Annotated in this window: 24 protein-coding genes; 13 read left to right on the top strand and 11 right to left on the bottom strand. The window is 33.0% G+C overall.

Annotated elements, in window-relative coordinates:
• From BUC29_RS04825 to BUC29_RS04840, 4 genes are all read left to right on the top strand, one after another.
• On the top strand, positions 1-939 hold the full coding sequence (locus BUC29_RS04825; protein WP_073413910.1) for a cbb3-type cytochrome c oxidase N-terminal domain-containing protein: 939 nt from the start codon (positions 1-3) through the stop codon (positions 937-939).
• 10 nt (positions 940-949) lie between these two features.
• Positions 950-2,368, top strand: a complete 1,419-nt coding sequence (gene ccoG / locus BUC29_RS04830; RefSeq protein ID WP_073413912.1) for a cytochrome c oxidase accessory protein CcoG — start codon at positions 950-952, stop codon at positions 2,366-2,368.
• 12 nt (positions 2,369-2,380) lie between these two features.
• Complete coding sequence (locus tag BUC29_RS04835; RefSeq protein WP_073413914.1) at positions 2,381-2,830, top strand: FixH family protein; 450 nt, start codon at positions 2,381-2,383, stop codon at positions 2,828-2,830.
• A 364-nt stretch (positions 2,831-3,194) separates the two neighbouring features.
• Complete coding sequence (locus BUC29_RS04840; RefSeq protein WP_073413915.1) at positions 3,195-3,896, top strand: sulfite exporter TauE/SafE family protein; 702 nt, start codon at positions 3,195-3,197, stop codon at positions 3,894-3,896.
• Here BUC29_RS04840 and hemN read toward each other — a convergent pair.
• From hemN to BUC29_RS04865, 5 genes are all read right to left on the bottom strand, one after another.
• Complete coding sequence (gene hemN / locus BUC29_RS04845) at positions 3,893-5,257, bottom strand: oxygen-independent coproporphyrinogen III oxidase (RefSeq protein WP_073413916.1); 1,365 nt, start codon at positions 5,255-5,257, stop codon at positions 3,893-3,895. The two genes, BUC29_RS04840 and hemN, sit on opposite strands and share 4 nt — an antisense overlap.
• A 122-nt stretch (positions 5,258-5,379) precedes the next feature.
• Entirely contained in the window at positions 5,380-5,850 is a 471-nt protein-coding gene (locus tag BUC29_RS04850) for a hypothetical protein (RefSeq protein ID WP_073413917.1), read from the bottom strand.
• A gap of 108 nt (positions 5,851-5,958) precedes the next feature.
• A complete protein-coding gene (locus BUC29_RS04855) occupies positions 5,959-6,306 on the bottom strand; it encodes a hypothetical protein (protein ID WP_073413918.1) in 348 nt (115 codons plus the stop codon).
• Between the two features lie 102 nt (positions 6,307-6,408).
• Positions 6,409-6,831, bottom strand: coding sequence for a DoxX family protein (locus tag BUC29_RS04860; protein WP_073413919.1), 423 nt, complete (start codon positions 6,829-6,831; stop codon positions 6,409-6,411).
• 120 nt (positions 6,832-6,951) lie between these two features.
• Positions 6,952-8,580 (bottom strand): acyl-CoA carboxylase subunit beta, encoded by a 1,629-nt coding sequence (locus tag BUC29_RS04865; protein WP_073413920.1) that lies wholly within the window; start codon positions 8,578-8,580, stop codon positions 6,952-6,954.
• A 184-nt stretch (positions 8,581-8,764) separates the two neighbouring features.
• Here BUC29_RS04865 and BUC29_RS04870 point away from each other — a divergent pair, with 184 nt between their 5' ends.
• The 4 genes from BUC29_RS04870 to BUC29_RS04885 all read left to right on the top strand — a co-directional run bounded on the left by BUC29_RS04870 (position 8,765) and on the right by BUC29_RS04885 (position 10,410).
• Positions 8,765-9,355 (top strand): TetR/AcrR family transcriptional regulator, encoded by a 591-nt coding sequence (locus tag BUC29_RS04870; RefSeq protein ID WP_073413921.1) that lies wholly within the window; start codon positions 8,765-8,767, stop codon positions 9,353-9,355.
• Positions 9,356-9,424: 69 nt separating this feature from the next.
• Positions 9,425-9,883, top strand: coding sequence for a hypothetical protein (locus BUC29_RS04875; protein WP_073413922.1), 459 nt, complete (start codon positions 9,425-9,427; stop codon positions 9,881-9,883).
• A gap of 2 nt (positions 9,884-9,885) precedes the next feature.
• Complete coding sequence (locus tag BUC29_RS04880) at positions 9,886-10,197, top strand: DUF3817 domain-containing protein (protein ID WP_073413923.1); 312 nt, start codon at positions 9,886-9,888, stop codon at positions 10,195-10,197.
• Positions 10,198-10,203: 6 nt separating this feature from the next.
• Entirely contained in the window at positions 10,204-10,410 is a 207-nt protein-coding gene (locus BUC29_RS04885; protein WP_073413924.1) for a hypothetical protein, read from the top strand.
• Between the two features lie 57 nt (positions 10,411-10,467).
• Here BUC29_RS04885 and lpxD read toward each other — a convergent pair whose 3' ends face one another.
• The 3 genes from lpxD to prfB form a co-directional block, all read right to left on the bottom strand.
• On the bottom strand, positions 10,468-11,466 hold the full coding sequence (lpxD, locus tag BUC29_RS04890; RefSeq protein WP_073413925.1) for a UDP-3-O-(3-hydroxymyristoyl)glucosamine N-acyltransferase: 999 nt from the start codon (positions 11,464-11,466) through the stop codon (positions 10,468-10,470).
• Positions 11,467-11,795: 329 nt separating this feature from the next.
• A complete protein-coding gene (gene msrB, locus BUC29_RS04895; RefSeq protein ID WP_073413926.1) occupies positions 11,796-12,242 on the bottom strand; it encodes a peptide-methionine (R)-S-oxide reductase MsrB in 447 nt (148 codons plus the stop codon).
• A gap of 84 nt (positions 12,243-12,326) precedes the next feature.
• A protein-coding gene (gene prfB, locus BUC29_RS04900; protein WP_139260409.1) for a peptide chain release factor 2 occupies positions 12,327-13,425 on the bottom strand; the annotation gives its coding sequence in 2 pieces (ribosomal slippage) (positions 12,327-13,361 and positions 13,363-13,425; 1,098 coding nt in all).
• Between the two features lie 340 nt (positions 13,426-13,765).
• On the opposite strand from prfB, the gene BUC29_RS04905 reads away from it, so the two are divergent.
• The gene (locus BUC29_RS04905; RefSeq protein ID WP_073413927.1) at positions 13,766-14,785 is read left to right on the top strand and encodes a threonine aldolase family protein; all 1,020 of its coding nucleotides are present in this window, start codon (positions 13,766-13,768) and stop codon (positions 14,783-14,785) included.
• Positions 14,786-14,946: 161 nt separating this feature from the next.
• Here the strand turns inward: BUC29_RS04905 and BUC29_RS04910 are convergent, their stop codons facing one another.
• Positions 14,947-15,267, bottom strand: coding sequence for a YbaB/EbfC family nucleoid-associated protein (locus BUC29_RS04910; protein ID WP_073413928.1), 321 nt, complete (start codon positions 15,265-15,267; stop codon positions 14,947-14,949).
• Positions 15,268-15,336: 69 nt separating this feature from the next.
• Between BUC29_RS04910 and BUC29_RS04915 the strand changes: the two genes are divergently transcribed.
• The 4 genes from BUC29_RS04915 (at position 15,337) to BUC29_RS04930 (ending at position 20,997) form a co-directional block, all read left to right on the top strand.
• Positions 15,337-17,472, top strand: a complete 2,136-nt coding sequence (locus tag BUC29_RS04915; RefSeq protein ID WP_073413929.1) for a S9 family peptidase — start codon at positions 15,337-15,339, stop codon at positions 17,470-17,472.
• 70 nt (positions 17,473-17,542) lie between these two features.
• Complete coding sequence (locus BUC29_RS04920; protein ID WP_073413930.1) at positions 17,543-18,583, top strand: cysteate synthase; 1,041 nt, start codon at positions 17,543-17,545, stop codon at positions 18,581-18,583.
• A gap of 353 nt (positions 18,584-18,936) precedes the next feature.
• Positions 18,937-19,848: a LamG domain-containing protein gene (locus BUC29_RS04925; protein ID WP_073413932.1), complete on the top strand. Its 912-nt coding sequence runs from the start codon at positions 18,937-18,939 to the stop codon at positions 19,846-19,848.
• 273 nt (positions 19,849-20,121) lie between these two features.
• Positions 20,122-20,997, top strand: coding sequence for a LamG domain-containing protein (locus BUC29_RS04930; RefSeq protein ID WP_073413933.1), 876 nt, complete (start codon positions 20,122-20,124; stop codon positions 20,995-20,997).
• A 52-nt stretch (positions 20,998-21,049) separates the two neighbouring features.
• On the opposite strand, the gene BUC29_RS04935 is transcribed toward BUC29_RS04930, so the two are convergent.
• Positions 21,050-21,253 carry a hypothetical protein gene (locus BUC29_RS04935; RefSeq protein ID WP_073413935.1) on the bottom strand — a complete coding sequence of 68 codons (204 nt, stop codon included), beginning with the start codon at positions 21,251-21,253 and terminating at the stop codon, positions 21,050-21,052.
• Between the two features lie 153 nt (positions 21,254-21,406).
• Positions 21,407-22,120: a YebC/PmpR family DNA-binding transcriptional regulator gene (locus tag BUC29_RS04940; RefSeq protein ID WP_073413937.1), complete on the bottom strand. Its 714-nt coding sequence runs from the start codon at positions 22,118-22,120 to the stop codon at positions 21,407-21,409.
• Between the last annotated feature and the right edge of the window lie 30 nt (positions 22,121-22,150).

A 22,150-nucleotide genomic window follows, 5' to 3' on the forward strand; every position in this document is an offset into this window, starting at 1 on the left:
ATGAAAAAGTTTTTCCCAGTATATGTTAGAGTACCGTTGATTTTCTTCATCGTATTTGCTTTGATGGAATTTTTTATAGACTCGGGCGACAGACCTGCTTTTATAAAATATCCAATGGTATCTGTCTTTTTGTTCGTTTTCTTATTTATTTTAATTGCTATTGAGGTTACGCTAAGTGCTGTAAACAGAGTGATGTATCAATTAATGTCACCAGAAGAAAAGGCAAAATTAGAATACGAAAATAGTTTAAGTATAAAAGAAAGTGCATGGTTCAAAGAGTTAATGCACAGACTTACTAAAACTGAACCCATGTCTAAAGAAGCTGATTTATTAATGGATCATGATTATGACGGAATTAAAGAGCTTGATAATAATTTACCACCATGGTGGGTATATTTATTCTATATCTGTATCATTTTTGGAGTAATCTATGTAGCCCGCTACGAATTATTTGGTGGCGATAATCAGGAGACAGAGCTGAAAAAAGAAATGGCTCAGGCAAAAATTGATGTTGAAGAATACCTAAAAACCGCACCGGATTTAATGGATGAAAAAACAGTTGTTTTGTTGACCGATGCACCAAGTTTAGCCGAAGGAAAAGAAATTTTTGCAAACAATTGCGCTGCTTGCCACAGAGCTGATGCCGGAGGACAAATTGGACCAAATCTGACGGATGATCATTGGATTTTAGGAGGAGGAATTAAAAATGTATTCCATACGATAACAAATGGAGGACGTGACGGAAAAGGGATGGTTTCGTGGAAAACAAATGGTATGAAACCAAAAGAAATTCAGAAAGTTGCGAGTTACATTTTGTCCCTGCAAGGAAGTAATCCAAAAGATCCAAAAGCGCCAGAAGGTGAAATTTGGGTTGATGACAGCGCACCCAAAAAAGATACCGCTGCAAATGCAAAAGATACCACAGAAGTTAAAAAATAATTAGAATATCATGTCAAATTTACCAGACGAAGCTTTTAGAGATACCATCGGAACAATAGATGAAGGTGGTAAAAGGAAATTTATTTTTCCCAAAAAACCGTCTGGTAAATTTTATGATTACAGAAAAATTGTCAGCTACATCTTATTGGCAATTTTATTTATAAATCCGTTTATTAAAGTAAACGGAAACCAGTTTATGATGTTCAATATTATTGAACGCCGTTTTAATATCTTCGGATTTCCCTTTTGGCCGCAAGATTTTTACCTCTTCGTAATTTCAATGCTTGTAGGCGTTGTATTTATCATTTTATTTACTGTTGTTTTTGGCCGGATATTTTGTGGATGGATCTGCCCGCAGACCATTTTTTTAGAAATGGTTTTCCGCAGAATAGAATATTGGATCGATGGAGACCGCGGTTCTCAATCACGTTTAGCAAGACAGGAATGGAATGCCGAGAAAATTAGAAAAAGATTGATTAAATGGACGATTTTTTTCATAATATCTTTTGCTATCGCAAATATCTTTTTAGCTTATTTAGTTGGTAGTGATGCATTATTGTTGATGATCGAACAAGGACCAATAAATCAGGCAAGTAATTTTATTGCACTTTTAATTTTTACCGGGGTTTTCTACTTTGTTTTTGTATGGTTCCGTGAACAGGTTTGCATAATTGCCTGTCCTTATGGAAGATTACAAGGCGTTCTTTTGGACAACAAATCTATTAACGTTGCTTATGACTTTGTTAGAGGAGAAAAAGAAGAGGGAAGAGCAAAATTTAATAAAAAAGAAGACAGGGCTTTAACCGGAAAAGGAGATTGTATCGATTGTCTTCAATGTGTTCATGTCTGTCCAATGGGAATTGACATCAGAAACGGAACTCAGCTAGAATGCACAAATTGTACAGCCTGTATTGACGAATGTGATCATATAATGGAAAGCGTAGGATTGCCAAAAGGACTTATTCGTTATGCTTCTGAAGACGAAATTGTCAAAAAAGAGCCTTTTAAGTTTACTGCAAGAATGAAAGGTTACTCTGCAGTCTTACTTATTTTGTTGAGCATTTTTGTTGGAATGTTATTTTTAAGAACAAATGTTCAGGCTGTAATTTTACGTTTACCAGGACAGCTTTTTCAGCATAAAGGTGATAAAATCAGCAATGTTTATACCTATAAAATTGTCAACAAGACAATGAAAGATTACAAGGATATCCATTTTAAACTAATCGACCAAAAAGGAGAAATTAAGAATGTTGGAAAACAACATTTTAAAATAACAAAAGAAGGAATTTCTCAAGGAACATTATTCATAGAAATAGATGAAGTTTTGTTAGAAAGTGATAAAACCAATTTAAAAATTGGTGTTTATAATGGAAATGAACTTCTCGAAACTACCAAAACAAATTTTTTAGGACCACGAAGTTTTAATTAAAATATATACATCATGAAAATTAATTGGGGAACAGGAATCGTCATTGCATTTGCATTGTTTATGACCTTTATTTTATATTTTGTTTTTGAAGTACAATCAAACAGCAAATACGACAATGATTTGGTTGTAGAAGAATATTACAAACATGATACACATTTTCAGGAAGAAATGGCCCGAATTCAAAATGCTCATGATTTACAGCATAAGCCTTCAATAAAATTTGAAGAAGAAGGCGTAAAAGTTACTTTTCCTGCCACTTTTGAAAGTGATAAGATTAAAGGAAATATTTTGTTGTACAGACCTTCAAATAAAAAATTTGACTTTAATACACAAATCGCATTAACTAATTCTTCAATAGTTATTCCACATAAAAAACTAATTAAAGGACGCTGGGATGTAAACATGGAATGGCAGTATGAAGGTAAAAAATATCTAACAAAAGAAGTTATCTACGTAAATTGATTTAGTCTTTTTTGTGTAAAACGTATAGTCCCTACGGGACATTAGAGCGTTTAGGTTTTTGTATCTACCGTTATTTAATCTCTACGAGATAAGCTAAAACAATATTAGCTAATGTTTATGACTGGTAAATGTTTTATTAGCAGTAACTTAGATAGAAACGAATTAAATTTTCAATTAGAATAAAAATGCTTCATTAGGGCAACATATCGGTGAAAACGAATGTTGATGAAAATATAAATTATAATAACGATAATATGTTCCGTTAGGAGCAGCATATTGGTAGAAAAATTAGGAGGCAAAATAAAAATGTCCCGTAGGGACTATACAATATCGATGAATAATTTGATAAATTAAAAATATAAAAATGTTATTTTCAGCTCTCATATTAGGTCTTATAAGCAGTCTGCATTGCGTTGGAATGTGTGGGCCTATTGCTATGATGCTTCCTGTGGATCATCAAAATGAAGCTAAAAAAGTAACTCAGATTATCACATATCATTTCGGAAGATTAATCGCTTACTCAACAATTGGTTTGATTTTCGGATTATTAGGAAGAGGATTTTTCTTGGCCGGAATGCAGCAAAAAATGTCTATTTTTATTGGAATTGCGATGATACTAATTGTTCTAATTCCCGAAAAAATATTCTCTAAATACAATTTCTCGAAACCTGTTTATAAAATTATAGCAAACATAAAATCAGGCTTAGGAAATCAGTTTAAAAAGAAAAGCTATAAATCTCTTTTTACAATTGGATTATTAAACGGGTTTTTACCTTGCGGAATGGTATATGTTGCTTTATTTGGAGCAATTGCAATGCAAAGTGCAGGCTTTGGAGTTTTGTATATGTTATTATACGGATTAGGAACAATTCCTTTAATGACAATTGTAGTGTATGTTCATTCATTATTAAAACTGCCATTTCGAAATAAGATTCAAAAAGCTATTCCGTATGTTGCAGTAATTATTGGAATCTTATTTATTCTAAGAGGTTTAGGATTAGGAATTCCCTATTTATCTCCTTCAAATATGAGTTTGTTTGTTCAGGGAGCTCCTAACTGTCATTAAACCGTCATCGAAAACAAATTAGTTTCTGGTGATTTTCTTTTTAAATGCAAATCAAAAGCCATACAGATGTTACGAACAAATGGTCTTCCGGCTTCAGTAATTTTAATTTTATTTTCTTTAATTACAATTAATTGATCGTTTACAATTTCTTTTAAAGAAGCTAAAACTTCAGGAAGTTCTTTAAAATATAGAAAATCATTATTCCACGAAGTTTCCAGATCGCAGGTTAAGTTCAAAATGTGTTTTCTTATAATTAGATCTTCACCGGTTAAAATATGTCCTTTTACAACCGGCAGCTGATTCCATTCTAATAATTGATAATAATCTTCCAGATTTTTGGTGTTTTGGGCAAAGCCATACCAGCTGTCACTAATAGAAGAAACACCTAAGCCAATCATAAGCTGTGTTTTAGAAGCACTGTAGCCCATAAAATTTCTATGAAGTGTTTTGTTTTCTACAGATAGAAATAAACTGTCAGATTTCAAAGCAAAATGATCCATTCCAATTTCGTGGTAACCATTTGCAGAAAGCAATTGTTTTCCGGTTTCATAAAGTTTTCTTTTTTCAGAATCTTTAGGCAGGTTTTCTTCATTGAATCCACGCTGTCCGTTTCCTTTTATCCAGGGTACATGTGCGTAACTGTAAAAAGCTAACCGATCTGGTTTTAAAGAATTTGTTTTTTCAACGGTATCAATTACGTCTTCAATTGTTTGAAAAGGAAGACCAAATATAATATCGTGTCCAATAGATGTATAACCAATTTCTTTTGCCCAAAAAGTTACTTTGGCAACATTATGAAAAGGCTGAATACGATTGATGGCTTTTTGTACTTTTTCTGAATAATCCTGAACACCAAAACTTACCCTGCGGAAGCCTAGATTGTATAATTTTTTAAGCTGTTCGTAAGTCGTATTATTTGGATGTCCTTCAAAACTAAATTCATGATTTTCTGCTTTATTTGAAAAACTAAAGATACCATTAATGAGATTCTCTAAATTATCAGATGAAAAAAAAGTTGGCGTTCCTCCGCCCAAATGGATCTCTTTAATAATTGGTTTTTCGGGCAATAAGTTACAGTATAAACTCCATTCTTTTAAAAGCGCCTGAATATATTTTTCCTCAACAGAATGATTTTTTGTAATTCGTTTATTGCATCCGCAGAAAGTACACATGCTTTCGCAAAAAGGCAAATGAATGTATAAACTTATTCCGTTTTGAGAATTGCTTTCTGAAAATGTTTTTTCAAAAGATAATTTCCATTCTTCTATAGTAAAACTATCTTCATTCCAATAAGGGACCGTTGGATAACTTGTATATCTGGGACCTGGAACATTATATTTCTGGGTTAATGAAATTTTCATAAAGACGGATTTAGTTTTCATCAAAATTAATTCTTCAAAACCGGCTATAAAATGACAAATATCATGTAGAAAAAAAAGAGACTCATAAAGAGCCTCTTTCTGCTGAATTAAATAACTAACAATTATATAGAATCCTGAATGATTTTAAGCCATTTTTTCGCAAACATATGATCTTGATATGCACTTATTTGCTTAATGCGGTCATCATCAAAATCATAGAATGGAATTATTATTTTTCTCGAAGTTTCTCTGTCCTGAAATTCAAAATCAATTTTTACAATAGTGTCAGAACTTCCTTCGGTTGTTAAAACCAATTTGCAGGATGAAACACTTTTTAAATCAACATAATTAGATTCCTGCTGGTTTGGATTAAAATTCATTAAAATGAATTTTCTGTTTTTGTGGTCAATGGTAAGCGTTTTATTGTTTTGAGATTCCGTCAAATCAAATTGTTCCGGATTATTTGGATTGAATTTCTTTTTGATGTTTAAAATTCTTGATTTGTTTGCAGCGCTCGATCGTGCTGAAAAATAAATTGGAATGGCTACTATGATCGCAATCACAATACCAATTATGGTTACACTTGTTTCCATGTTTTTAAAATTTGGTAAATAAATATGAAATGATAAACAGTTTCAGGATAGAAACAGTTTAAAGGTTTATGAAGAATTTCTTCTTCAAATCAAAATTTCATTATTTAATTACCAGAAAAAATGGAAGGCGTAGAGCAATAATGAGATTTTTTTGCTCTGAGTAAAAAATTTATTGGTAAAGTTAAAAGTGAATTTTGCCGCTTTGTATTGCGGAATAACTTCAAGCAGAGAATCAAACCATTTGTGCGCAGCAAGATGATCTGTTTTAATGTTTGCAGCAAATTGATAACTGCCCTGCGGCTGAATAAATGCTGAAGAATCTGGAGTTTCTCTTGAAAAATTGGTGTCCGTTTTTTGACTTTCGATTTTTTGCACAGGAAATTCGTTTGCCTGAGCGGCAAAAAATCCTATAATCAAAAGTGATATAAAAAGTATGGCTTTACGAATCCAATTCATGGCAGCGAATTTAGTTCATAAAACACAATAAAAGAAATTTATAGTGCTAATTACTTCTTAAAAAAGTTTATCCTCAATTTGATGATTGAGGATAAACAAAATTTATTGCTGCATTTTAAAGTAGTAATCGGCAGAATGTTTTCCTCCTCCATAAAATAAGAAGAAGATGCAAAGTAAAAGAACTACTATTGCCAAAGCTAAGCTTTCAGAGTGCATATGTCCCATAAAATTAACGAGAACTGCACCAAATAGTATTGGTAATTGAGCTGCAATTGCCCAGCGGGTAAGTAGCCCAAAAACAATCATTATGCCTCCAATCATGTGAGCCGGCGCTATATAATGCAGAAGAAACATTCCGCCGCCAAACCTATCGATAGGAGAAATTAAATCATGTAAATACTGAACGTTTGTTACAAACGAAATTCCTTTCATAAATAAAAACACACCCAATATAATACGCACTAAATCTACTGGTAAATAAGTATGTGCATTTGCCCACTTATTTAAGCTTTTGACATTTTCCATGATACTACGTGATTAAAAATTATATATAAAGTTACTAATTTTTAATGATATACGTAATTTAAGTGCTTGGAAATAAGTTTTTTACTATTTATTTAACACGTTTTTGGAATTTCTAAAATATTAAACCTGAATTACTCCTAAATTAAATGGTTTTTGAATAGGGGCGTGGTTCGCAGCTTCAATTCCCATTGAGATCCATTTTCTTGTATCAAGCGGATCGATAATAGCATCTGTCCATAATCTTGATGCAGCATAATATGGCGAAGTCTGCTCGTCGTATCTTGCTTTTATTTTATTGAAAAGTTCGGTTTCTTTTGTTTCATCTACTATTTCTCCTTTTGCTTTAAGCGAAGAAGCTTCGATTTGTGCTAAAACTTTTGCTGCCTGCGTTCCGCCCATTACGGCAAGTTCTGCACTTGGCCAGGCAAATATTAATCTTGGATCATATGCCTTTCCGCACATCGCATAATTTCCTGCACCATAAGAATTTCCGACAATGACAGTAAATTTTGGTACAACAGAATTACTTACGGCATTTACCATTTTGGCACCATCTTTAATAATTCCGCCATGTTCTGATTTTGAACCAACCATAAATCCGGTAACGTCCTGAAGAAAAACTAAAGGAATTTTCTTTTGATTACAATTGGCAATAAAACGAGTTGCTTTATCGGCGCTGTCAGAATATATAACACCGCCAAACTGCATTTCTCCTTTTTTGGTTTTTACCACTTTACGCTGATTGGCAACAATACCAACTGCCCAGCCGTCAATTCTGGCATAACCTGTTATCAGTGATTGCCCGTAACCGTCTTTATAAGCTTCAAATTCTGAATTATCGACCAAGCGTTTTATGATTTCCATCATATCATATTGATCGGTTCTGGCTTTTGGCAGAATTCCGTAAATATCTTTTGGATCTAAAGCAGGTTTTTGTGCTTTAATTCGGCTATAACCGGCTTTATCAAAATCACCTATTTTATCTACTATATTTTTGATTTTGTCTAAAGCATCTTTATCATCTTTAGCTTTATAATCAGTAACTCCGGAAATTTCGCAGTGTGTTGTTGCTCCTCCTAAAGTTTCATTATCAATAGTTTCACCAATTGCGGCTTTTACTAAATAACTTCCGGCAAGAAAGATACTTCCGGTTTTATCTACAATTAAGGCTTCGTCGCTCATAATGGGTAAATAAGCACCACCCGCCACACAACTACCCATAACGGCAGCAATTTGAGTGATTCCCATACTGCTCATTTGGGCGTTGTTTCTAAAGATTCGGCCGAAATGTTCTTTATCAGGAAAAATTTCATCCTGCATTGGCAGATAAACTCCTGCGCTGTCTACTAAATAAATGATTGGAAGTCTGTTTTCTATAGCAATTTCCTGAGCACGCAGATTTTTTTTACCTGTAATAGGGAACCATGCACCCGCTTTTACAGTAGCGTCGTTTGCCACAACAATGCATTGTTTTCCTTTTATATATCCTATTTTAATAACAACTCCGCCAGAAGGACAGCCGCCGTGATCAGCATACATTCCTTCTCCGGCAAAACCGCCAATTTCAATATTTTCTGAGTTTTCGTCTAATAAATAAGCGATACGTTCGCGAGCCGTCATTTTTCCTTCGGCATGAAGTTTTTCGATACGTTTTTCGCCGCCGCCTAGTTTTATTTTGGCAAATTTTTGTTTTAATTCTGAAAGTAATAGTTTATTGTGATCTTCGTTTTTATTGAAGTTTAAATCCATGATATAATATTGATTTTACAAAATAGTGTTGGCTAATTTACAAAATCCATTGAAATAAACGAGTTGCTTTACGAATTAAGAAAAAAGTTTATAAATGTTTTTTCAGATTTTTCAAAACTACTTCAGGAATCACAAATCAATTATTTTTCTTTATTTTGCTTTTTCATACTAATTAGTATTTTTTATGTCTAAAGCTGCAAACACCCGATTAAATATTCTTCATAAAGCATTTGAATTGATTTATACAAAAGGCTATCAAACCACAAGCATTGATGAAATTATTGCAACAACTCAAGTTACAAAAGGTGCTTTTTATTATCATTTTAAGACCAAAGATGAAATGGGAGTTGCTATTATTGAAGAAATTCTAAAACCGACAATGCAGGAAAATTTTATAAAACCTACCAAAACTGCCCAAAATCCAGTTGAGGATTTTTATAATATGATTTCGTATTTATTGCTTGAAGATCCTTTTTTGCAGGTAAAATACGGTTGTCCGGTTGGAAATCTTACGCAGGAAATGACACCGTGGAATAATAAGTTTAGTGAAGCTTTGGCAGAATTGGTCGATTTATGGAAAACCACGATTATAAATTCAATTGAAAATGGGAAAGAATCTGGTTTAATTCGTAAAGATGTTGTTGGCGAACAAGTGGCTTTTTTTATTTTATCGGGCTATTGGGGAATCCGGAATTTTGGAAAACTTCAAAACGATAATTCTTCGTATCTGGTTTATTTAAAAGAACTTAAAAGTTATTTAAATGGTTTGAAATAAAATTATTTTCTCAAAAAATACTAATTAGTATGTTTTTAAATATATTTGCATTGTCTTAATCAAAAAACAATGTATCAAACTATTTTAGAAGGCCATTCTTTTATAAGATGGTTCGTATTAGTAAGCCTGTTATATTCTATTTATATTGCTTACAAGGGTTATTCTCAAAAACTTTCTTTTACCAAAAAAGATAATCTTATCCGGCACTGGACGGCTACCATTGCTCATATTCAACTTATTTTTGGGATATTGGTTTATGTCCAGAGCCCTATTGTAAAATATTTCTGGAAAAACTTTAAAGAAGCGATTCAAAATCTGGATGCTTCTTTCTTCGGAATTATTCATGTCATTTTAATGTTAACAGCAATAGTTTTTATTACAATTGGTTCGGCTTTGTCCAAAAGAAAACTTTCTGACGAACAGAAATTCAAAACCATGCTTATATGGTTTTCTATCGCTTTAATGATAATTTTTATTGCTATTCCGTGGCCGTTTTCACCTCTTGCAAACCGACCTTATTTTAGATAATTATGAAAAATTTACTTAGTACGAATGCCGGCAGATTACGAATTATTGGATTTCTTGAAGGAACTTCACTTCTAATTCTGCTTTTTATTGCAATGCCCATGAAATATATTTTTGAAATGCCTTTTTTAACTAAACCTGTTGGCACAATTCACGGGGCTTTATTTCTGCTTTTTGTTTTTAATACAATAAGTGTTGGAGTAGAACAGAACTGGAAATTTAAAGACACAACATGGAAGGTGCTTTTGGCCTGTGTAATTCCGTTTGGTACTTTTTATATTGATTCTAAAATTTTAAGCAAAATTCAAAATCATTAAAAACTTATGGTCTTTGTATTCAAAACTAATGTTGACAGCATTTCTAAAGTCAAGAAAGCAGCGCCTAAATTGAATCAGTTATTCCCCAATTCGAAATGGAATTTTGATCTTGAAGACTGCGATAATATTCTGCGATTTGAATGTAAAGATGACATTATCGAAAAGGTAATTTTTTTAATGAAAGTAATTGGTTTCGAATGTGAAGCTTTATAAAAGGAAAAAACCATTCACCGCGGCGAATGGTTTTTTTATAAAAAAAATGTGTATGATTTATTTTTTAGGACTGCAAACCATTCGTTTTAGTATCGCCCATTGTTTTAAAGCATCACGAGCTTCAACGGCAGGATATCCCAGCATTGTTTTTCCTGCAGGAACATCTCCTGTTACGCCAGATCCTGCACCAATAACAGCTCCGTCGCCAATTGTGGTGTGATCTTTTATAGAAGCGCTTCCTCCAATAATCACTCCGTTTCCTAAAGTTACAGAACCTGCTAAACCACTGTTTCCAGCCATGATACAGAACTTTCCAAGTTTACTATTGTGTCCAATTTGTACTAAGTTATCAATTTTGCAGCCATCACCTAAAATAGTCGAACTAAATTTTCCACGGTCAACACATGTATTTGCACCAATTTCAACTCCGTTACCAATAATCACATTACCAATTTGTGGAATTTTTATCAAACCTTTTTCAGTACAAGGACGAAAACCAAAACCATCTGCTCCAATTGTTGCGTTTGGGTGAATGATACAATCGCTCCCGATATGGCAACGTTCACGAACTACAGTTCCTGACCAGATAATTGTGTTTTTTCCAATTGTACATTCATCAAGAATTGTAACATTTGGATAAATAATTGCATTGGCACCAATTTCTACCTTTGGTCCAATATAACAGCCAGCACCAATTTTTGCATCCTGGCCAATTATGGCAGTTTCGTCAATAGTTGCCGTTTTGTGGATATTGTTGTGAAATACCGGAGCAGGCGGAGCAAAAAGTGCCAGAATCTGCGACATGGCTAAATCGGCATTTTTAACTTTAATAAAAGCTCGATTTTCTCCGGGCTCAATAGAAATATCTTCGTTTACAACAGCAATTGATGCATTTGATGTCGACCAGTATTTTTCATATTTTTTATTTCCTATAAAAGAAATCTCTGAAGTTGTAGCTTTTTCTAATTGTTCTGTAGCGGTAATGCTTTGTGAAGTAGTGCCGTAAATTACACCTTTAATTACTTCGTTAATTTCTTGAATTGAATAGGATCTCATTGACAAATTTTATCGACTTGGGGATTAATTTTTTGTCAAATAAAATAAATTAGGTTTTAATTACCTAATAATTTTTTCGTGTTTCTTAATAAATATTTAAAATAGAAGTCTAAATATTACAAAATTAACATTTCAATTATTAAATTTTTAATTTTTTTATAATGTGTTTGTATGTCGCTGCTATATATTTCGACAAATAATTTTAAATATTGTTCTTTAAAAATAAATTATTTAATTGTTAAGCAGTAACTTACATTTTTTTGTTAATGCCTTTTTATAGAAAGATAAAAAAAAGCGATTCTACTTTTTAAAGGAATCGCTTTTATAATTTATTCTTTGATTTTTGATAATGAAACGGCATTAATGCAGTAACGTAAACCTGTTGGGGGTGGTCCATCAGGAAAAACGTGTCCTAAATGCGCATCACATACATTGCATACAACCTCAACACGAACCATTCCGTAAGATCTGTCAGCATGATAAGCAATGGCATTCTCTTTAATTGGCTGTGTAAAAGAAGGCCAGCCCGTTCCTGATTCAAATTTTTCACTTGCATCAAAAAGAACCGTTCCGCAGCATTTACATTCGTAAATTCCAGGATCGAATAAACTGCACATTTCAGAGCTGAAAGATCTTTCAGTTCCTTTTAAACGTGTTACCTGAAATTCTTCAGGAGTAAGAAGCTGTTTCCATTCTTCTTCTGTTTTCTCAACTCTTTTTTCGGGAGCCGGATTTCCTTTATTTGTAAAATGAATTACATCTGCCCATTTTATCATAACTTTTTTGTTTTAAAGTTTCAAGTTCAGGTTTCAGGTTTACTGTGACCGTCAACTGAGACTGATCACTAAAAAAACAGAATACTATTCTTCCTCTTTCTGTCCCATCATCATTAGATAGGCTTTTAAGAAAGGATCAATATTTCCGTTCATAACGCCGTCGACATCACTGGTTTCGTAACCTGTACGAACATCTTTTACTAATTTATAAGGCTGCATTACATAATTACGAATTTGCGAACCCCATTCGATTTTCATTTTTCCGGCTTCAATATCAGCACGCTGCGCTTGTTGTTTCTTTAATTCAATTTCGTATAACTGAGAACGAAGCATCTGCATGGCACGTTGTCTGTTATCTTGCTGGGATCTTGTCTCAGAACATTGAATCTGAATTCCGGTTGGTTTGTGAACCAATTGTACTTTCGTTTCAACTTTATTTACGTTTTGTCCTCCGGCACCACTTGATCTTGAAGTTGTAATTTCAATATCAGCAGGATTAATGTCAATTTCGATGCTGTCATCTACGAGCGGATAAACATATACAGAAACGAATGATGTATGACGTTTGGCATTACTATCAAAAGGTGAAATTCTCACCAATCGATGCACACCGTTTTCACCTTTTAAATATCCAAAAGAATAATCGCCTTCGAACTCTAAAGTTACGGTTTTTATTCCGGCAACGTCGCCTTCCTGAAAGTTAAGTTCTTTTATTTTGTAACCATAACTTTCGCCCCACATCATGTACATGCGCATCAGCATTCCTGCCCAGTCGCAGCTTTCAGTTCCGCCGGCTCCGGCCGTAATCTGAACGACAGCGCTTAAACTGTCAGCTTCATCAGAAAGCATGTTTTTGAATTCGATGTTTTCTATATGAGTCTGAGCTGCATTATATTGCTCATCCAGTTCTTCTACAGAAAGTTCACCTTCTTTATAAAAATCATAAGCAAGCTGTAATTCCTCAGTAAGAGTTGCAGCTTTGTCATAATCTTCAATCCATTTTTTTTTGTTTCGAAGATTTTTTACAATGTTTTCAGCCTCTTTTGGATTGTTCCAAAAATCAGGCGCAAAAGTTTTTTCTTCTTCGTTTGCAATTTCGATTAGCTTGGCATCAACGTCAAAGATACCTCCTCAACGCACCAAGGCGCTCCACAATACCTTTTACTTGTTCGGCTGTTGTCATAAATTAATAACTTGTTTTTAGATGTTTTTTGTTGATATTGCATTAATTTAACTTGAGAACTAATGCATAATTTTGTTGTACAAAAATAAGATTTAGTTTTTAGAATACCTTAATAAATTATCAGACTAAAAGTGCTGCATGTGTTTTTTTATTTTTTAATACGGTTATTCAAAAAAATTAGAAATCAATTTTTAAATTATTAATGCTAGTTTTATATTATTTTTATAAATATTACGTTAATTTGGTTCTATGTAATCTCTAAGTTAAAATTTATTAAAACAAGAGATTAATAACTAACAGTAATATGTAATTTTGCTGTTCGAAATAGATATAGTTTTATATGGAAATAAATTTAATTAGCGATACCATTACCAAACCATCATACGAGATGCTTCAGTATATGTTTAATGCGCAGGTTGGCGACGACGTATACAAGCAGGATCCTACGGTTATCGAATTAGAAACAAGAGTGGCCGAATTTTTTGGTATGGAAGCTGGACTTTTTTTTCCGTCTGGAACTATGGCAAATCAAACTGCAATTAAGCTTCATACACAACCCGGAGAACAGTTAATTGCCGACAAATATGCACACGTTTTTCATTATGAAGGCGGCGGCGTTTCTTTTAACAGCGGCGTTTCGTGCTGTCTGCTTGACGGAGACCGCGGAATGATCAATGCAAAACAAGTTGCCGCAGCAATAAACGATCCTGAATTTTATCACAGCCCATTAACGAGTTTAGTTTGTGTTGAAAATACAACCAATAAAGGCGGTGGAGCTTGTTATGAATTAGAAGATTTAAGAGAAATAAAAAAAGTCTGCGATGCTAATAATTTGAAATTCCATTTAGACGGAGCCAGAATCTGGAATGCATTAGTGGCAAAAAGACAAAACCCTAAAGAATTCGGAGCGATTTTCGATACCATATCCGTTTGTTTGTCAAAAGGATTGGGCGCGCCAATTGGTTCTGTTTTATTAGGAAGCAAAGCCGATATTCACAGAGCATTAAGAATAAGAAAAATATTAGGAGGTGGAATGCGTCAGGTAGGTTACCTAGCTGCTGCCGGATTATATGCTCTGGCTAACAATATCGAGCGTCTTGCCGAAGATCATCGCAGAGCAAAAGAAATAGGAGCGATTTTAAGTACAAAATCATGGATTTCTGCCGTAGAACCTGTAGAAACCAATATTTTGATCTTTTCATTGGCAGAAGGTTACAGCGATCAGCTTTTGATTGAAAAATTAAAACAAAAAAATATTTTAATAAGTTCTCTTGGGCATAATAAACTCCGAATCGTAACGCATTTAGATTATAAAGAAGTAATGCATACGTATGTTTTGGAGATGTTTTCGAAAATTTAATTTAAGATACTGAGGTTCTAAGGTGCTAAGATTCTAAGTTTTTATATTTTGAAAACTTTAAAAAGAAAAAACTAAAAAGACGCACAATTGTGCGTCTTTTTATATTAAGCAAAGCAAAAGCCTTAGAATCTTAGCAGCTTAGAATCTTAGCATCTAAGAAATTATTTAAACAAATTATCCATTCCGGGAATAGACGGCATATCCATTCTTGCTACAGCATCAAGTTCTTTTTCGTTTACGCTTGTTGCTCTTTCGATGGCTTTATTTAATGTTACGATTAAGTAATCTTCCAATTGTTCTTTATCTTCTAAAAGAGAATCATCCACAGAGATTGATTTTATTTTTCTATTTGCAGTAACAGTAACTTTCAATAATCCGTCAGCGCTTTGTTCGTCAATCAAAACTGTATCAAGGCGTTTTTTTGTATCTTCAATTTTTTGCTGGGTTTCTTTAAGTTTACCCATCATTCCCATTAAATCCATTTTTTGTTGATTTTTAAATTATTTCATACAAAATTAGTATATTGCTGTATTAATTCAATAGAATATTTTATGAAAAAATTAATTTTGTTCTGTTGCGTTTATATTACTTTTGCCCCTTCGTTTTTAAAAATAAATGCTCAGTCAATGCAAGAAAATATAGAGGCTCCAAAGGCCAAGGAAATTCCAAAAACATTAAAAAAACATAAAGAAACCCGAATTGATAATTATTTCTGGCTCAACGATAGAGAAAATCCCGAAGTTATCGATTATCTGAATAAAGAAAACGAATACTATCAAAAAATGACGGCTCATACCAAAGATTTACAAGAATCTTTGTATGAAGAAATGAAAGGAAGAATTAAAGAAGACGATTCGTCTGTTCCTTATTTCTACAACGGATATTTTTATATAACCCGTTTTGAAACCGGAAAAGATTATCCAATTTTTGCAAGAAAAAAAGGAAGCCTTTCGGCAGATGAAGAAATTCTTTTTAATTGCAACGAAATGGCCGTTGGTCACGCTTATTTTAAACTTGGAGGTTTAAGCATTAGTCCGGATAATAAGTTTGCCTCATTTGGAATTGATATTGTTGGAAGAAGAATTTATACTATTCAAATCAAAAATTTAGAAACTGGAGAAATTCTGTCTGATAAAATTGAGAATGCAACAGGAGGATCTGTTTGGGCAAATGACAACAAGACTATTTTTTATACCAAACAAGACCAGGTTACTTTAAGATCTGATAAGATTTTCAGACATAAATTAAATACAGATTCTAAAGATGACGTTTTAGTTTATGATGAAACCGATGATACTTTTAATGTTTCGGTAAGCAAAGAAAAATCAAAAAAATACATTGTAATAAGTTCTTCGAGTACTTTAACAACCGAATATAGAATTCTTAACTCTGATAATCCAGACGGAGAATTTGAAGTTTTTCAAAAACGTGTTCGCGGGTTAGAATATAGTATTTCGCATTACGAAGATTCGTTTTACATCTTAACAAATAAAGACAAAGCTACCAATTTTAAATTAATGAAAACGCCTGAAAATAAAACAGGTAAAAAGAATTGGGTAGACGTTATTCCGCATAGAGAAGATGTTTTATTAGAAGATATTGAGATTTTTAAAAACTATTTAGTTGTAGAAGAGCGCTCAAACGGCTTAAATCATATTAGAATTATGCCCTGGAATGGCGAGCCGGATTATTATCTTCCATTCGGAAGTGAAACCTACAATGCTTTTACTACCACTAATATTGATTTTGATACCGATATTTTGCGTTACAGCTATCAATCGTTGGCAACTCCGTCTTCTGTAATTGATTTTAATATGAAAACTAAAACCAAAGAAATCTTAAAAGAACAACAGGTTTTAGGTGGAAAATTTGATAAAGAAAATTATGTAGAAGAACGAGTTTGGGCTACGGCGAGAGATGGAGTAAAAGTGCCGATTTCGATGATTTACAGAAAAGGATTGAAGAAAGATGGTAAAAACCCGTTACTGCTTTATGCTTATGGCTCATACGGAATAACAATGGATACTTATTTCTCTTCAACACGACTTTCACTCTTAGACCGCGGATTTGTGTATGCAATAGCTCATATTAGAGGAGGAGAAGATTTAGGAAGGCAATGGTATGAAGACGGAAAACTGTTAAAAAAGAAAAATACCTTTACAGATTTCATCGATTGCTCTAAATTTGTAATAGACGAGAAATATACTTCGCCTGAACATCTTTATGCTGAAGGTGGATCTGCAGGAGGACTTTTAATGGGAGTAATTGTAAATGAAACTCCCGAGTTATATAATGGAGTTATAGCGCAGGTGCCTTTTGTAGATGTTATTACAACAATGCTGGACGACAGTATTCCGCTTACAACTGGAGAATACGACGAATGGGGAAACCCAAATAAGAAAGAATATTACGATTATATGTTGTCATATTCACCTTATGACAATGTAAAAGCGCAAAAATATCCTAATATGTATGTATCTACCGGATTGCATGATTCTCAGGTACAATATTGGGAGCCAGCTAAATGGGTGGCAAAATTGAGGAATTTGAAAACAAATAACAATCAATTGTTTTTAGATACTAATATGGACGCAGGACATGGCGGGGCTTCAGGACGTTTTGAAGCTTTAAAAGACTTAGCAAAAGAATTTAGTTTTTTACTAGATTTAGAAAAAATTAAAAGCTAATTAGAATTTTTTTGTTAAATTTGCAACCTATCGAGATGTTTAAAAAGCACCTTTGATTAACTATTTTTTTATGAAAGAAGAAATAAACGCTTATAATAATGTTTTAGAATTAATAGGTAATACCCCGCTTATTAAACTAAATAAAATCACCGAAGAGTTAGAAGGAAATTTCTACGCAAAGGTAGAAGCTTTTAATCCAGGTCATTCCTCAAAAGATAGAATAGCGTTATATATTATTGAAGAAGCCGAAAGAAAAGGAATACTATCACCAGGCGATACCATTATAGAAACTACATCAGGTAATACAGGTTTTAGTCTGGCAATGGTAAGTATAATAAAAGGTTACAATTGTATCTTGGCCGTAAGTTCAAAATCATCCAAAGATAAAATTGACATGCTTCGCAGCTTAGGCGCAAAAGTTTATGTTTGTCCGGCGCATGTTTCTGCAGATGATGAAAGATCATATTACAACGTAGCAAAACGATTACACGAAGAAACAAAAGGTTCAGTTTATATTAATCAATATTTCAACCAGTTAAATATTGATGCTCACTACAACACTACAGGTCCCGAAATCTGGGAACAAACAAAAGGAAAAATCACACATCTTATTGCTTGCAGCGGAACAGGAGGGACAATTTCAGGAACTGCAAAATTCTTAAAAGAGCAAAACCCAAATATTAGAATTTTAGGTGTAGATGCTTTTGGGTCAGTATTGAAAAAATACCACGAAACAAGAGAGTTTGATAATAAAGAAATTTATCCGTACCGTATTGAAGGTTTAGGTAAAAATTTAATTCCTTCTGCCACAGATTTTGACATCATCGATAAATTCATGAAAGTGACCGATGAAGAAAGTGCACATTCAGCAAGAGAAATCACTCGTAAAGAAGGTTTATTTGTTGGATATACCTCCGGAGCAGTAATGCAGGCAATAAAGCAATATGCAGAAGAAGGTGAGTTTACAAAAGATAGTAATATTATAGCAATTTTCCCGGATCACGGTTCGCGTTATATGAGTAAAGTATTTAGCGATGAATGGATGAATGAACAAGGATTCTTTGACAGTGTTAATGAAGAAGAAACTCAAAAAATTGAATTCGTAAAATAGAAACCTATTTTTAAAATAAATTAAAAACTCCATTCTTTCGAATGGAGTTTTTTTATGCTCAATTTTAAAGTTATTGTGTTTTAAGAATGATTTTTTAGATATTAAATGTGTTTGTTTAATTGAATAAAGCGTATTTATACGTAAGGTATTTTAATTGTAATTGAAGTAAATTTATAATTTTAAGAATATCTTTGAAAGTATAATTAAAAACAATTTGACGTTTAAAATCATTGATTTTGGTTATTTTAACGGTTTTTTAGGTCAGTTAACGAAAAAATTTTCGACGAAAAACATAATGGTATAGTTTAGCTATATAAAATTAGCACATTAGTATTACCCAAAACTCTGCTATTATGAAAAAATTTCTACTCTCAGTAATGTTTGTAAGTTATTTGAATGCGACTGCTCAAAACCCAATTCAGGAGTTCAATTTCAATGGAACTTTAAATAACGAATCTAATACAACTTCCTTCATGGGAACAAATAATTTTGTTGCCGATAGGTCGGGAGTTGCAGGAAATGCTCAAAGATTAAACAATAAAGCATTAGAGGCTGTGATAGATAATCTGCCGCAAGGAAGTAGTGCAAGAACGGTTAGTATCTGGATTAAATTTAATGATATAGCATCTGCCAATTATATTTGGGGTTACGGTTCAGTATATAATGCCCAATATTTTGGATTATTGCAGCAAGCGACGGTATCTTCCAATTCAGATTTAAGCCTCGCCGGCTGGGGACCTGCTAATGATCTTATTGTGTCGACTTCATTATCAAAAGGAGTGTGGTATCAATACACAGTAACGTTTGATGGAACAGTTTCTAAAATGTACCGTAATGGTGAGTTATTAAAATACATAAGCGGCTTAAAACGTTCTACAAAAGGTACTATTTTTAGATTAGGGGAAATAAATACCAGTGTTGGTATAAATGCTGATATTGATGACTTAAAGATTTATGATGTGGCTTTAACAGATGAACAGGTTGCAGAATCTTACAATAATTCAAAACCTTTAATAACAGTTACAGAAACAGCTACTAAAACAAAAAATACAATAGCTGTTAGATCTAAAACATCAACAAAGGCTGCAACATCTGCTAATATAATTGAAAATAAGGATGTAATTGCCGGATCAAAAAATATCGAAGTTTATTCACAGGGACTAAAAGTGGTTGGAGATAACACAATGAGCATTAATGATCTGCCAGAAGGAACATATCTGCTAAAAATAACAAGTGCTCCTGCCAAAAAAATAACATCAAAATAAGGCCATTTTTTATTTTTTAAATAGTTAGTTTTTAATATTGTTTAGTAGCAATCAATTTCTCGAATTAAGAAAAAGCCTTTTGAAATTCAGAAGGCTTTTTAAATTTGTGAGAATTATGCATTTGTATGTAGGAATCGTTTGGTTATGCTGAAATAAAATGATAGTTTTAACAAAATTTATAAATAAAATATTTAAAAATTTGTAATTGTAAGTTTTAGCTGCAACTAAGGTGTACTTTTAAACCAAATATATACTCCAAAATCGACTATACATATGAAAAAAATATTACTCACTTTAATGTTTGTAAGTTTTTTAAATGCCAATTCACAAAATCCGGTTCAGGAATTTAATTTCAACGGAAATTTAAATAGTGCAGATAATACAATTTCTTTTTTAGGCGCTCCTGTTTATGTAAATGACAGAGTAGGTACGGCCAGAGGTGCTATACGGTTAACAAACAAAGCGCTTCAGGTAGTAGTTGGCGATCTTCAGCAGGCTAATAAGCCCCGAACCATTTCGATTTGGGTTAAGTTTAATGCTGTCAATATTCCAAATTACATAGTGGGTTATGGTACTGCAGCAAATGCCCAGTATTTCGGATTAGTACAACAGGCGTCGGCAGGAGGTAATTCTGAGGTAGTTCTTTCGGGATGGGGTAGTGGAAATGATGTTGTAACTTCTGCGCCTCTTTTAAAAGAAACCTGGTATATGTACAGTATTACTTATGATGGAAATGTTTCAAAAATTTACCGAAATGGAGAATTATTAAAATCTGCAGAAGGAATTTCACGTTCAACAAAAGGTTATATTTTGAATCTCGGAAAATTAAATGCAACTACCAGTATCAATGCAGATATTGACGATCTTAAGTTATATAATGTCGCCATGACCGATGAACAGGTTATGGAAGCTTATAATAGTTCAAAACCAGCTTCTGCCGCATCAGCAGAACCAAAGTCAGCTGTAAGCACTGCAAAAAAAGTCACAATATTACCGGCAAGCCCTGCAAATAAATCAGTTCCGGGTGAAACAAATAAGGTAATGAGAAATGTTGAGGTTTTTTCTCAGGGCAAAAAAATAATTGGGGTTAATGCTTCAAATATAGGTGAATTGCCAGAAGGAACTTATTTAATTAAAGTATCAAATTAATTGCAAAGTAAATTATAAAAAAAGCCTTCTGAATTTCAGAAGGCTTTTTTTATTATCTCTTTTTTTGCTGTCCCGGAGCATAAGCTTTTGCACTTTTATCTCCATTCATCTTTTTAGCTTGTCCAGGTGGTATTTTTTTACCTGAAGTTGTATGAGTATGTGTGTGCGTGTGTGTACTACAGCTGATTACGCTTAAGACCAGAAATAATAGTACCAATACTATTACTGCAATTCTTGTAAATTTTGATGTTTGCATGTTTTTTATTTTGGGGCAATTTTGTTATATCAGCAAATATAAAGGTTTATTTTACTTTATAAAATTTTTGCCTTTCTTTTAAAATAGACTTTTTCAAAATAAAAAAGCCCCGGAAATAAATCCAAGGCTTAAAAATTTTATCAGGAATAAATATTATTCTTCTTTCATTGTATGATAAACGTTCATCACGTCATCATCTTCTTCAATTTTTTCAATTAATTTCTCAACATCAGCAATTTGAGCTTCAGTTAATTCTTTTGTAATTTGTGGAATTCTTTCAAAACCAGAAGATAGTATTTCTAAACCTCTGTTTTCTAATTCTTTTTGTAAAGCCCCAAAGCTTCCAAAAGGAGCGTAGATTAAGATTCCGTCTTCGTCTTCAAAAACTTCCTCGGCACCAAAATCAATCAATTCAAGCTCTAATTCCTCAGCATCGATACCATCTTTGGCAATTCTGAAATTACAAGTATGATCAAACATAAATTCAACAGAACCCTGAGTTCCCATTGTCCCGTTGCATTTGTTGAAATAACTACGGATGTTTGCTACCGTTCTGTTATTATTGTCAGATGCAGTTTCAATCAAAATTGCAATTCCATGAGGAGCATATCCTTCAAATAAAATCTCTTTATAGTTGGCAGTATCCTTGTTGCTGGCATTTTTTATCGCACGCTCAACATTCTCTTTTGGCATGTTGGCAGCTTTTGCGTTTTGTATAACAGCTCTTAATCTAGAATTGGCGTCAGGGTTAGGGCCACCTTCTTTTACAGCCATAACGATGTCTTTACCAATTCTGGTAAATGTTTTGGCCATTGCAGACCAACGTTTCATTTTTCTTCCTTTTCTAAATTCGAACGCTCTTCCCATTTCTAATTTTTAGTTTTGTGATGCAAAAAT

Origin of the sequence: Flavobacterium defluvii (assembly GCF_900129555.1) — a bacterium.
In the GTDB taxonomy this organism is placed as follows: domain Bacteria; phylum Bacteroidota; class Bacteroidia; order Flavobacteriales; family Flavobacteriaceae; genus Flavobacterium; species Flavobacterium defluvii.

What these genes read in the sequence shown, in the direction of transcription:
- BUC29_RS04940 (WP_073413937.1), bottom strand. Translation starts at nt 22,120, where the DNA reads ATGGGAAGAGCGTTCGAATTTAGAAAAGGAAGAAAAATGAAACGTTGG.
- BUC29_RS04880 (WP_073413923.1), top strand. Translation starts at nt 9,886, where the DNA reads ATGAAAAATTTACTTAGTACGAATGCCGGCAGATTACGAATTATTGGA.
- BUC29_RS04905 (WP_073413927.1), top strand. Translation starts at nt 13,766, where the DNA reads ATGGAAATAAATTTAATTAGCGATACCATTACCAAACCATCATACGAG.
- BUC29_RS04860 (WP_073413919.1), bottom strand. Translation starts at nt 6,831, where the DNA reads ATGGAAAATGTCAAAAGCTTAAATAAGTGGGCAAATGCACATACTTAT.
- msrB (WP_073413926.1), bottom strand. Translation starts at nt 12,242, where the DNA reads ATGATAAAATGGGCAGATGTAATTCATTTTACAAATAAAGGAAATCCG.
- BUC29_RS04930 (WP_073413933.1), top strand. Translation starts at nt 20,122, where the DNA reads ATGAAAAAAATATTACTCACTTTAATGTTTGTAAGTTTTTTAAATGCC.
- ccoG (WP_073413912.1), top strand. Translation starts at nt 950, where the DNA reads ATGTCAAATTTACCAGACGAAGCTTTTAGAGATACCATCGGAACAATA.
- lpxD (WP_073413925.1), bottom strand. Translation starts at nt 11,466, where the DNA reads ATGAGATCCTATTCAATTCAAGAAATTAACGAAGTAATTAAAGGTGTA.
- BUC29_RS04925 (WP_073413932.1), top strand. Translation starts at nt 18,937, where the DNA reads ATGAAAAAATTTCTACTCTCAGTAATGTTTGTAAGTTATTTGAATGCG.
- BUC29_RS04850 (WP_073413917.1), bottom strand. Translation starts at nt 5,850, where the DNA reads ATGGAAACAAGTGTAACCATAATTGGTATTGTGATTGCGATCATAGTA.
- BUC29_RS04835 (WP_073413914.1), top strand. Translation starts at nt 2,381, where the DNA reads ATGAAAATTAATTGGGGAACAGGAATCGTCATTGCATTTGCATTGTTT.
- BUC29_RS04875 (WP_073413922.1), top strand. Translation starts at nt 9,425, where the DNA reads ATGTATCAAACTATTTTAGAAGGCCATTCTTTTATAAGATGGTTCGTA.
- BUC29_RS04840 (WP_073413915.1), top strand. Translation starts at nt 3,195, where the DNA reads ATGTTATTTTCAGCTCTCATATTAGGTCTTATAAGCAGTCTGCATTGC.
- BUC29_RS04910 (WP_073413928.1), bottom strand. Translation starts at nt 15,267, where the DNA reads ATGGATTTAATGGGAATGATGGGTAAACTTAAAGAAACCCAGCAAAAA.
- BUC29_RS04865 (WP_073413920.1), bottom strand. Translation starts at nt 8,580, where the DNA reads ATGGATTTAAACTTCAATAAAAACGAAGATCACAATAAACTATTACTT.
- hemN (WP_073413916.1), bottom strand. Translation starts at nt 5,257, where the DNA reads ATGAAAATTTCATTAACCCAGAAATATAATGTTCCAGGTCCCAGATAT.
- BUC29_RS04915 (WP_073413929.1), top strand. Translation starts at nt 15,337, where the DNA reads ATGAAAAAATTAATTTTGTTCTGTTGCGTTTATATTACTTTTGCCCCT.
- BUC29_RS04885 (WP_073413924.1), top strand. Translation starts at nt 10,204, where the DNA reads ATGGTCTTTGTATTCAAAACTAATGTTGACAGCATTTCTAAAGTCAAG.
- BUC29_RS04920 (WP_073413930.1), top strand. Translation starts at nt 17,543, where the DNA reads ATGAAAGAAGAAATAAACGCTTATAATAATGTTTTAGAATTAATAGGT.
- BUC29_RS04870 (WP_073413921.1), top strand. Translation starts at nt 8,765, where the DNA reads ATGTCTAAAGCTGCAAACACCCGATTAAATATTCTTCATAAAGCATTT.
- BUC29_RS04855 (WP_073413918.1), bottom strand. Translation starts at nt 6,306, where the DNA reads ATGAATTGGATTCGTAAAGCCATACTTTTTATATCACTTTTGATTATA.
- BUC29_RS04825 (WP_073413910.1), top strand. Translation starts at nt 1, where the DNA reads ATGAAAAAGTTTTTCCCAGTATATGTTAGAGTACCGTTGATTTTCTTC.
- BUC29_RS04935 (WP_073413935.1), bottom strand. Translation starts at nt 21,253, where the DNA reads ATGCAAACATCAAAATTTACAAGAATTGCAGTAATAGTATTGGTACTA.